The organism is Aeromonas sp. Y318-3, from assembly GCF_027706185.1.
GTDB classification, from domain to species: Bacteria; Pseudomonadota; Gammaproteobacteria; order Enterobacterales; family Aeromonadaceae; genus Aeromonas; species Aeromonas veronii.
Map to the genome: position 1 here is coordinate 101,493 of NZ_JAPDCN010000015.1, position 10,493 is coordinate 111,985.

The window sequence follows — 10,493 nt, forward strand, 5'->3', positions numbered from 1 at the left end:
TCAAATCGCTAATGTCAGTGTCCCTATCAGTGACGCTGATGACGCTACTTTATCGATGTCTTGCTGGACGTACAACTGAGGCACGGTATAGCAAGAGCAAAACCATGCTTCCCGAGCGAAAAGTCTAACTTCAAGCAGAGCTCGTCATGGGAATCGCGAGGGAAGCGCTCTCAGTCGCTTAAATTGCGCTTTCCAGCATATGAGATGAGTCATCGTAGCGACTCGACAGGTCAAACGCTTAAATCGCGTTTAAGAGCGTCAAAATTCTGCAGGGACTTCCTTGGAGATCCTGAAAACTGTATGCAGCTCACACACACACCACAGCCGGTAATGAAAAGACCCCTAGCCTGACGCAGGAAGACCCTCCGGCCTGGCACTCGCCCGCGGGGAACCATGGGGCGCTGGCATGTCAAAAAGGGCCAGCGATAAAACTGCCTACGCTGGCCAGATGGTGATAGGAACTGTTGTTGGTTATTCCGCCGGCAGAGACTCCAGGTGATCAACCCGAAGCGCGAACAGCCTGCCTATAGTCTCATGGCACACTCACTCGTGTTCGTAGATAGGGAAGCGGTCGTACAGCTCCCCGTCTTGGTCAAATTCGACGGCCTTGATGCCAAGGGCGTTAGCTTCGGCCAGCACATGCTGGAGATCTGCCGGCAGCTGGAGAAAGTCCTCCCGAGAGCCCTCATCCCCCTCCTCAAACCAGCAGCTCCGGCAGATGACCAGGTATCCATAATCTCGGGCGATAAAGTTGTTCCGCTCGTCCCCTTCGGTCAGGAACTCCAGGTGATGGAGTGTTTCAGGGGTGAGGTGGCCGGTGCTCAACACCAGGGTCTTGTAAATCTCCAGTTCCATGCTGGTCTCCTGTCAGAGGTTTTACTTGATGAACCACATCGGGTCGGTGTCATGTTTGAAGGAGGCAACGCGCTTTTCTGGGGTGCGAGCGTTCTGATGCAGGAACTCGCTCTCTGTGATGGACTGCTGCTCTACACCGAAGCGAACGGCAAGCTCGTAGGCGTCCAGCTTCATGGATTGAGTGAGCCCCTTTCTGGCCAGGCGCTCGCTTCTTTCTTTCTGTGTGCGATAGGGCTTGGCGGCGCGGCCGAGACCCATCATCTTGCGCTCCCGGGGTGAGAGTGCTGAGGGGTACACGGTTACTTCTACTTCCTGATTACCGACGATAGCGATGCGTTTTTCCATTATTATAACCTCGTTATTGCTTAAATCCGCGTCTGTCGTAGCAGACAACGCTAGATTAAGCACAAAACAGAGGTGAAACTCGCTAACACCCTATGTACCCAAAGGGTGAATCCTGCTAAATGGATGCGCGGCGCACCACGGGGCGCCATGGAAGAGACTGGGAGGATATGGAGATGGCCGGCGTCTCCTTGCCAAACTCTCGCCCAGAGAGCCTAACCCCTTGTGCAGGGTAGCAAGCATCCTAGCCTTATAGGCCCGCCCAGTAAGCCCATGCAGATGTGCCGCGGGTGACCATGGTACGTGTGATCGGACAGCAAAAGAGCCGTGGCGTGAAGTAAGGGGCCGCAAAGCCCCTTTGCTACACAAGCCAACGGCTCAATCAGTGATAGTCAGCTGGCAACGCCTCGAACTGAGGAACGTTGTGCATCGAACTACTTGCGACCCCGGAATGCAGGCCATAAGCCAGCATCGTAATGCTCTCAAGAGCCTTCACCTCACTCAGCGAGAAGGTGATATAGACTGGCTCGTTCATGGCTGAAAGCAGCTTGATGGTGTCCATTTTCAGAACGCCACATTCAAGGCCAAACTGCTCATCCTGGAACAAAGCCGATCTCGTCATAGCCAGTATGTGGTACCAACCAAACCGGATGTCAGTCGGCATCCAAATCTGGTCAGATTCACTACGAGAGCTCACTTGAGATACCACAGGCTCTTTGTCATCTGCCCACCCTGTCATGATGTAAACTGGGACACCAGTCTTGGAGTGGACTAACACATTCAAAGCCCCTGTCTCCGGGGTAAAACACACGCTAATCATCAATTCCGCCTGCTTACACAGCCGGGGTTAGGAAGACCCTTCATCCGGTCAACCGCGCCCGACATTCGATATAAGAACAAACGGAGCGGGCGATTACATTGTCTCGCGTTTAGAACACACCTTACATTTGCACACTAACACCCGATTATCCCCGCTCGGGCAAAGAGAGGTCTTCACTCACGCTCTCTGTTAACACGTAGCACCTTCCTATCTCTGTTACCTACACAATGGGAGGTTTGCGTAGGCCAGCCTGACCGGAGACTCATTACCTTGATGGTTGCCTGAACCCTATAGGCGGCAGGGGGTTTTGTTATTGAGCTCATTCCGAAAGAGGAGCAATTTGCTCGTTACCGGAGGGCGTTGTTCTCCTGCCGTTCATTGCTGAATCTGCGTCTACCGCGTACTGCTTTTCAATGCCGCGCATTTCTTTTCGTGCGTTCTGGCAGTTCGATTCAAGGAGCCCTTCCAGTGAGAAGGGTGACTGTTTGCTCCCGTTTTGCTTAACACTGTTCTATCGTCTCCATAGTAAAGGATGAGCGTTTCGTGTTCGGTCTTTAGCAAGAAAAGTTGACTCAGCGCTAATTACCTATCGACTTGCGCAACATCCTCGCTATGGGGAGTTGAATCATTAGAACCCGTCCGATAAGGTCTCGAACGAGTTAGTGAGAGTTCTGGGGACGGCTCTGTTTTGAGGACTGGCCGTTCCCTTAACTCTCACGTTCAACCCTCGGTGCAGCTCTTCACCGCACCCCCGTCCGTGTCGTATTTTTTACTGCGTATTTGAGAAGTCATCACTTTGGTCGCCGCAGCGACAAGGCCTCCTAGCTATATTGAAAAATCTTTGGAACAACCACGGATTCATCTTCAACCGGGTCATCGTCTTCGCCGAAGTACACACTCAAGAGAGCGGAAAGGAATCGGCGGTTCCTCTCCTCAAACTGTTCGAGAGACTCCTCGCCCAGCGGGTGCTTGTCTCGATGCTGTTCGAAGAAGCTCTGGACCTCATCCTCGGACGTCATCTTCTCAATCTGCTGGGTCACGCTTTTGCCTTTGACCAAGATCTTCATTACATCTCCTTATGGGGAAGAAGCAGCTGCAGGCAGTGTTGAGAGATCAAATTGACCACCTCTTCGTGCCCGACCACTGATTGCTCATAGGTGTGATACCGCCATGTGCTCATATCCAGAGAGCCGCCCAGGATCATCGTCTCAAAGAGCACCGGTTCGCCCTCTTCGGCATGATCGACCCCAAGGAATACCGTGCTGACCAGCATTCTGCGAGCTCGGTGGTCGAGGACGTAGGTGGCCTTGACCAAAGTCGCCAAAGACTCGCCTGCATCGACTGAGAGCGCCAGAGCGCTGGTAAGAGATATGGGTCGGGGAAACTTCTTCTCGTCCAGCCGGTAACAGAGTGGACGAGAAGGCATGGGCAGCACGTTAAGCATTACGCGCCCTCGCTCAACTCATTGAGGACGGCGTCGTATAGGAACTGGGAAGAGACCTCGCGACCGTCCTTGAGGAAGGTCAGTACGTGCTGGCCATCCGGAATGGTCAAGATCTCCTCGATAAATACGGGGGTCTTAGCAGCCTGGAACCGAGCGTTGAGTCTGCCCTGCAGGCTGGCATGCTCCAGTCGAACGACGGTCAGCTGTTTGGCAGACAATTTGCTCTCTGCCAGGACAAGGCGAAGCTTGGCCACACCGCCTATCCGTTCCCCGTCGCTACCCTGGTAAACATGCTCGCTGTTACGAGCCACATCCATCGATGTCGCATAGATCACATCGACCGACTCATGCTGCCCATAGCGCACCGCATAGCCTGCACGAGCGAGACTGACCGCTGCCCGGGGCGTAACCATCGCCTCGAGATTCGGATCTCTCTGAACGCGAGCCAAGAACTCTGATGCGCTGAGCGGGATGCTTGGATCTGTTGGTTCGCTGGAGACAGGACGAACGCGCTGGCGGGTGCCGGCATCCATCTTGGTAAACACGTCAGCAAAGACCGAAAGCTCGCCGAGCTCCTTCAGGTAGGTCAGGAAGGTAACGAGCCGGATTTGTCCGCCGCCCTTCTCAACGCGAACGACGGTTGTTTCGGTCATGTTCATGCACTCCGCAACGTCAACTTGGCGAAAGCCCAGGCTCTTGCGCTTGGCGGCGAGATAGTTCCCCATGGTCTTCAAAACCATAGCCACATCAGGATCGATGTCTTTTGCTGCTTGTTTAGCCACGTTTATTCCCAGCGTTTAGTAACTGCTTATTAATTTCAGTCAGGATAGCGAGCTTGATGACACTCGGCAACTTGTTCAACGATATTACCGAGTTACACCTCGACCTCATTCGGTGCAAAGTATTTACAGCTAATGCTGGAGCGTTAATTTGTGCTCCTGCGAGAGACGCATATCGTTGAAAGGGGATCACTGTTCGGCGGGCTCTAGCGAAGTCTGGGGCGCATACAAACGCTAAAACGCTCGACAGTGAAACTGTGCTGAGAGCATAGCATTGCGTAAGCGGTTGATTAACATACTGCCCTTTGAGGTATTTAACATAAAAAGCCGCATTGCGCAGTCAGGCCAGATTGTCCATGATGATGTCCGGGGTGGGGAGGTATACAGGTTCCGAGGTGTTCGCATCATCACTTTAGGATGCTGCTCTTCTTTTTAAATATATATATTTTATTTACTGGTTCTATTTAATAGAAGAAGCGACAAAAAGTGATTATAGGGCCAACCCTCGGAACCTGAAATCAATACCCGAGAGCGGATCCTTACTGTGATGATCGTGGCTCTTAATTATCTTTAGATCTTTTTAGAGATCTTTTTAAAGATCTTTTTAGGCTCCGCCAGCCCAGTCGTGGCGCGGCCTCCAGAGGAGCGAAGTGGACAAATCGATCTCGCACGGTAGACAAACTGATCTCATATAGTGGACAAACCGATCTCTGGCAAGAATTTGAAAACACAGGATATAAACAAATTATCCACAGCATTCAAACAGGGTTATTAACAGGCTAAGCAGTTGCTTGGCGCGGATATATGGGCATAATGGTGGTCAACCGTAAAATCTGTCTACCATCATGCAAACAGCCATCACCAAGAGACGCGGCCGGAAGGTCGTACAATCAAACCAGCTGACAGAGGCCGCCTACTCTCTTACCCGAGATCAGAAGCGGATCCTCTACCTCTGCATGTCAAAGATGCCGAACGTGCCGGAAGGTGAGCCTATCACTCATGACGGCAAGTTCTCTATCACTGTTGCCGAGTATGCGGAGATTTACGATCTCCCATCGAGCGCGGCCAGCCAGGACATTCGTGCTGCACTGAGCCGGTTCAGAGGCAAAGAGGTGACGATCTACAGGCCGGAGTTCGATGACGGCGACGACAAGGGCTATGACGCATACCCGTGGCTGGTTAAGCGCAGCGTTCGCCCGAGCATCGGGGTTTACGAGATCAGCATCAACCAAGAGCTGATGCCTCTGATGGCCGGCTTGCGCCGGAACTTTACGGTTTACGACATCATCGAGGTCAACTCGATCACCAACCCTCTGGTTATGCGCCTGTACGAGACGCTTTGTCAGTTCAGGGGTAACAGAAGCGAAGGCACAATCACCCTGGCTGTGGAGTGGATCAGAGAGCGGTATCAGCTGCCGGCCAGCTACAACCGGATGCCTGACTTCCGCAAGCGCTTCCTGGATGTGGCCATCCAAGAGATCAACACCAAGAGCCCGCTTCGGGTGTCGGTCACTGAGAAGAAGACCGGCCGAAGCATCACTCACCTAGAGTTCAAGTTCACTGATACCGAAAGGAAAAAGGCGATCGGGAAGAGCTCGGAGACCGGAGAAGAGCCGGCACAGCCTAAGCTTTAGGTGGACAAATTGATCTCTGGGATAATGAGGCTTTAGGCCTTACAATGAGGCATCGGAACGAATGACCGGATGAGATAGCGTTCCCCAGCGGCGTAAGCTGTACTCGCGCAAGGCGGGTCGAAAGTGGTGGCCGGATAGGGTGCTGGCTTGGCTGGTACCAGAATATTGGAGAAATCCAGCGGGCGCTTAGGCGCCCGTTTTATTTTCCGCTTCTGACGACATCAAAGGTGGACAAACTGATCTCCAAGACGAGACAAAAGCGCGGCTCTCCCGCCTGAAAGGGGCCAAACCTTGATCCCGATCTCTCAAACAGAGATCAGTTTGTCCACCTTTGGGCAAGGTAGAGATCAGTTTGTCCACCTTTCGCAGGATGCACGAAGCCATAGGGGTATGTGTGGTCAGATTTTATCCACAGAAAGCGTGGACAAGTCTGTGCATACCCCTGTAGAGCCTGGGAAAGATCAGATTGTCGTGTTTAGCTGTAGCGACGGACGAAGCGGTTCTGCTCTATCTCATCCTGGCGATCGCCATACGCAAGCCACATGTCCAGCCGGTTCGGCGAGGTCGAAAGAGATTCCCAAAGCCGTTCGGCCATGTGTCGAAGGGTTTCATCGCATTTGGCGCGACGGAAGTGAATGAGCCAATCAGCCCGGGTTTTGGGTTGGGGCGCTACTTGCTTCTGGCGCCGTGGGAATGACATATCCATGTGTTCAACTCTGAACTGTAACGTTAGTTTTAGTCGCGATGGGCATCGCTTCGAGCGTGAATATAAACGATCCTGTTCAGTAAGCAATAGCTGAACGCAAAGAATGATGGAGGAGCGTTTGTAGAGCGATTGAAGCGAATTTCCGCTCTATTATTTTTGTCTCACGTTAGACAAAAATGAGTAATTGGTTTACGCTGAGACTGTGAAAAGCCAGCAATACCAAGGAAATCATATGAACAAGCATCTGAGCCCTGCAGCAAGCACCGGCGGGAACCGTGCCCTCGTCGCAGTCAGAGCTGCCATGAAGATCCTGGACAAATGGGGATGCACCCCCGAACAGCAACAGAACATTCTGCAGCTCTCCAAGGCCACCTTTTACCGGTATCGGGACGAAGGAACAAAAAGCGCCTCTCTGAGCCGAGACCAGCTGACCAGGATAAGCTACCTGCTCAACATGCACTCCGCATTGCGCATCGTGTTCAGCAACCCGGAGAACACTTACGGCTTCATGTCCATGAAGAACAACAACGCCTTCTTCAATGGAGCAACGCCCCTCTCCATCATCGAGAGCGGAGACTTTGGGAGTCTGCATGAAGTGGCCAAGCGCGTTGATGTCTTGCGCGGGGGCATGGCTGGATGATTCAAGACGGGATCCCGAGAACGGCGGTAGTTCCAATCAAGGGCTACCGCCTCATTCATACCAAGTACCCCACGATCGACATCTTTGATGATGTGGCCAGCCCGGATGAATTCGATATTCTCTTTGAAATTCAAGAGATAACGAATCCACGTTTGGCAAATGAGGTGGGCAACCTTGGGCTTTTGCCGCGTAGCGAATGGGTGCTGGGGATCCCCGGGGCCAACTACGCGATGGCAGCCTTCACTCATGTAAACCCCGAAGGGAGTCGGTTCTCAAACGGGGAATATGGCGTCTACTACATAGGCGACAGCAAAGACACTGCCATCTCGGAAATCAAATACCACTGCGAGCGCTATTGGAGGAACGTGCCGGAACTCAAGTTCGAGCGTTTCGAGTACCGCTGCTTGGCCACCGAAATGGCCGGCGCAGTCTTTGCTGATATTACGGGCCTGCCAGATAGCCATCCGTATTATCACCCAACAGATTACCAGCCGGCGCAGGAGTTCGGCGCTCAGCTTAGGGCGAGTAACGAGATTGGTGTGACATATCGATCTGTGCGGAACCCGGGCGGGATCTGTTGGGGCCTGTTCACGCCACGACTGATCACCAGCATCATCCCTTCCTCTCTCCATCAAATCATCTGGGACCGCGGCATAATCTCCGTCAGCCAGGTCACCCCCGCATCCTGATAAACGAAAAAAGGCCCATCACTGATGGGCCGTACTGAACACCTCGATCTCGAGGTTGGAGGTAACAACGACGCTCGTTGTACTTAAGCAAGATGGCATACTTCTGCCATCAATACAGGCTGCCTTTACTCGATAAGCAGCACTGCGCAATCCGGATCTACTATCCCCTCTGGGAAGGGATGACGTGAAATGTCCTGCTCTTCCGCCAGAATGACATCCGACACCCGAGCACTGACACATGGCGCTCTGTATCTTTCGGCCAACGCATAGACGGCACAATCAATATGGGGTTCTAGGGATTTTCCGTCCAAAAACGACAAAGTGCTCTGGAGGCCACGCCGTCCGCGGCCTCCAGAGGGGTATTACTTTTTTGGCGCTTCACATAGCCAGTCACAATAAATCAATCACTTAGCAGTCTGAATGTCGCATTTGGACGGAAAATCCCTAGAACCCCATACTGGTTGTCTTGAGCATCCACAGATTGATTGGCCCCATTCAAACACGTTTCTGGACAAGAATGAGCTAGAAGTATTGATCTAGCTCTGGTGATTTGAATTAGAAAATGTATTAATGTTGTGTATAGTTTATCAGCAGGTATTCGTAAGCATCTAGTCAGGAAAAACAACAATACCCAACGCTTCGAGAAGCTGTTCTTGTTGCCAGCTGGCAATTTTGATACCTGATGTATCGACTTTTCGAGGATCTAAACCGTCGAGTTCGGCGTGACATAAATTAGCACCCTGTAGGCTAAACTGTCCCCAGACATCTTCAGAAAAAACACCTCGACTTAAGTCTGACTCTTTCAGTGATGCGCCCGCGAGGTGAGTCCCTATCCAGCGATTTTCAAACAGCTCACATTTTTCTAAACAGACCCGCTCCATATTGGCATAAGACAGGTTACATCCAGTAATAAAGGCTGAGCAAAAGTACATACGATTACTCACTTGATTGGCAAAGTTTGCTCGGGAAAAGTTGGCCCCTTTTAAATCACACTCACGTAACTCAATACCGTAGCAATTGGCGTTACTAAAGTTTGCCATCGCAAGCTGGCATTGTTGGAAACTTGCATCGCGAAGGTCTGCGACATCAAAATGGCAACCTTCGATATCACCCTGTTCAATGAACTTGCAGTTAATAAATGTCGCATCACGCAAGTTAGCACGTCGAAAATCGCATCGGATAAAGGTGCAAGCAGTGAAAGTAATATCACTTAGATCTTGATGTGAAAAACTGTGGTGTCGATATGTGTGACGGTAGGTTTCCATGTTGACTCCTATGATGAACTGGACGCAACACTACCATCAAAGCCACATCACATCACCAAAATAAAAACACTAAAAATCAAGATCTTAAAAACCCTCATTTTGCCTATTTTAAGGGGGTAAAATAGCGCCCTGAGCCTCTATGTTAACGTTCAAAGTACGCGGCACCATTGAAAAAAGTTATCCGCTTAAAAAGCCACAGAGAAAAGGAACCCAATAGATTACTGATGTCCGCCATGTTGGTTTCATCTAGTGCCCTGCTCCGTGTATTGGATTGCACAATCTATAACCATTATGCGGCAGCCTTTTGGATTGCACAATCCAAAGTTAGGGGAAGCCGACGAGCCAGGGAGCCCCGCGACCTGGTGAGCCTGGCCGAAGGCCAAAAGCCACTGCAAAACCGAAAAATTTCGTACGTACGAAAAAACATGGGGGGGTTAGAACTAGGGCAGGATTCGCAATTTGCTAGCGTCTGCCGCCGCTTGTGCTAAAATTGCACCTGTCCCCCCCTGCCCCCCCATGTTTAAAGAGGTCGTTAATGGCAAAGAGCTATCGGATCGAAAGGCGCGTCACTAAGGAGCAAAAAGAAGCCTGGCAGGCTTTCTGCCACGCTCAGGGCGTATCTGAATCCGACATGCTGGGCCTAATGATCGAGAAGGTTACGGCGGGCAGTGTTGCCCTTGACCATAAGGGGCTGAAGGAAACCAAGACGGATCAGCTCAATATCAGGTTGAACACCAGAGACATGAAGCGCATCACGAAGCGAGCGAAGGCCGAAGGGTTCACCAGTCGGACGGCGTGGCTAACGGCTGTTGCAATGGCCAACCTGAACCGCGAGCCGGTTCTTACCGAGAGCGAGATCCAAGCACTGCGAACGTCAAACAGGGAGTTGGCGGCAATAGGCCGGAACCTGAACCAGATCGCCAAGGTACTGAACACCGAGTTTAGAGAGTCGGATAAGCTCAACCGCCAGGCGGTTCTAGCTCTATCTGAAAAGATCGATTCCCACCGCGAGGAAGTCGCCGGTTTGCTTCAACGCAACTTAAACAAGTGGGGGATCGATGAATAAGGGCTATGACACTCTAGCCGGGTTGCTAGAGGGGAAGGTCAAGACCAAGGCCAATAAGACCGGCGATCTGAAAGGCCGAGTTAAGCGAGTCACGGATAAAGCCTCCGAGGTGATGGTTAAGGTATCTGGCGCGGCCAAAGGGGCCGAGCACGTAAAAGCTCACCTGGAGTTCGCCCAACGTTTGACATGAGGGGCGGCCAAGGGCGCCAGCCCTTGGACGTCCCCCTCGATGGAAGGGTTAGGCATCACTGCG

13 protein-coding genes are annotated in these 10,493 nt (G+C 52.0%); 5 read left to right on the forward strand and 8 right to left on the reverse strand.

The annotated features are described in order from the left end of the window. Positions 1–543: 543 nt before the first annotated feature. The 6 genes from OKB77_RS18750 to OKB77_RS18775 all read right to left on the reverse strand — a co-directional run bounded on the left by OKB77_RS18750 (position 544) and on the right by OKB77_RS18775 (position 4,243). Positions 544–855, reverse strand: coding sequence for a DUF5983 family protein (locus OKB77_RS18750; RefSeq protein WP_213390128.1), 312 nt, complete (start codon positions 853–855; stop codon positions 544–546). Positions 856–876: 21 nt separating this feature from the next. Beyond that, the gene (locus tag OKB77_RS18755; protein ID WP_139495354.1) at positions 877–1,200 is read right to left on the reverse strand and encodes a hypothetical protein; all 324 of its coding nucleotides are present in this window, start codon (positions 1,198–1,200) and stop codon (positions 877–879) included. A gap of 379 nt (positions 1,201–1,579) precedes the next feature. Next, positions 1,580–2,017 (reverse strand): hypothetical protein, encoded by a 438-nt coding sequence (locus OKB77_RS18760; RefSeq protein WP_139495355.1) that lies wholly within the window; start codon positions 2,015–2,017, stop codon positions 1,580–1,582. Between the two features lie 821 nt (positions 2,018–2,838). After that, entirely contained in the window at positions 2,839–3,084 is a 246-nt protein-coding gene (locus tag OKB77_RS18765; protein ID WP_139495356.1) for a hypothetical protein, read from the reverse strand. Continuing rightward, positions 3,084–3,461 carry a hypothetical protein gene (locus OKB77_RS18770; protein ID WP_270818134.1) on the reverse strand — a complete coding sequence of 126 codons (378 nt, stop codon included), beginning with the start codon at positions 3,459–3,461 and terminating at the stop codon, positions 3,084–3,086. Before OKB77_RS18770 ends, OKB77_RS18765 begins: the two co-directional genes overlap by 1 nt. After that, positions 3,461–4,243, reverse strand: coding sequence for a helix-turn-helix transcriptional regulator (locus OKB77_RS18775; protein ID WP_107961230.1), 783 nt, complete (start codon positions 4,241–4,243; stop codon positions 3,461–3,463). The genes OKB77_RS18770 and OKB77_RS18775 overlap by 1 nt, the downstream gene beginning before the upstream one ends. Before the next feature lie 842 nt (positions 4,244–5,085). Here OKB77_RS18775 and OKB77_RS18780 point away from each other — a divergent pair. Beyond that, positions 5,086–5,874 carry a RepB family plasmid replication initiator protein gene (locus OKB77_RS18780; RefSeq protein WP_213390132.1) on the forward strand — a complete coding sequence of 263 codons (789 nt, stop codon included), beginning with the start codon at positions 5,086–5,088 and terminating at the stop codon, positions 5,872–5,874. Between the two features lie 475 nt (positions 5,875–6,349). Here the strand turns inward: OKB77_RS18780 and OKB77_RS18785 are convergent, their stop codons facing one another. Then, positions 6,350–6,580, reverse strand: a complete 231-nt coding sequence (locus OKB77_RS18785; RefSeq protein ID WP_202211959.1) for a hypothetical protein — start codon at positions 6,578–6,580, stop codon at positions 6,350–6,352. A gap of 232 nt (positions 6,581–6,812) precedes the next feature. Between OKB77_RS18785 and OKB77_RS18790 the strand changes: the two genes are divergently transcribed. Together OKB77_RS18790 and OKB77_RS18795 are read left to right on the forward strand one after the other, a co-directional pair. Continuing rightward, positions 6,813–7,220 carry an antitoxin Xre-like helix-turn-helix domain-containing protein gene (locus OKB77_RS18790; protein WP_213390133.1) on the forward strand — a complete coding sequence of 136 codons (408 nt, stop codon included), beginning with the start codon at positions 6,813–6,815 and terminating at the stop codon, positions 7,218–7,220. Continuing rightward, positions 7,217–7,909, forward strand: a complete 693-nt coding sequence (locus OKB77_RS18795) for an RES family NAD+ phosphorylase (RefSeq protein ID WP_270818135.1) — start codon at positions 7,217–7,219, stop codon at positions 7,907–7,909. The genes OKB77_RS18790 and OKB77_RS18795 overlap by 4 nt, the downstream gene beginning before the upstream one ends. Before the next feature lie 608 nt (positions 7,910–8,517). Here OKB77_RS18795 and OKB77_RS18800 read toward each other — a convergent pair. Continuing rightward, positions 8,518–9,174 (reverse strand): quinolone resistance pentapeptide repeat protein QnrS2, encoded by a 657-nt coding sequence (locus OKB77_RS18800; RefSeq protein ID WP_012537714.1) that lies wholly within the window; start codon positions 9,172–9,174, stop codon positions 8,518–8,520. Between the two features lie 535 nt (positions 9,175–9,709). Here OKB77_RS18800 and OKB77_RS18805 point away from each other — a divergent pair. Together OKB77_RS18805 and OKB77_RS18810 are read left to right on the forward strand one after the other, a co-directional pair. Further along, positions 9,710–10,240, forward strand: a complete 531-nt coding sequence (locus tag OKB77_RS18805) for a plasmid mobilization protein (RefSeq protein WP_011191315.1) — start codon at positions 9,710–9,712, stop codon at positions 10,238–10,240. Continuing rightward, positions 10,233–10,430, forward strand: coding sequence for a hypothetical protein (locus OKB77_RS18810; RefSeq protein ID WP_172686234.1), 198 nt, complete (start codon positions 10,233–10,235; stop codon positions 10,428–10,430). The genes OKB77_RS18805 and OKB77_RS18810 overlap by 8 nt, the downstream gene beginning before the upstream one ends. The last annotated feature ends 63 nt before the right edge of the window (positions 10,431–10,493 follow it).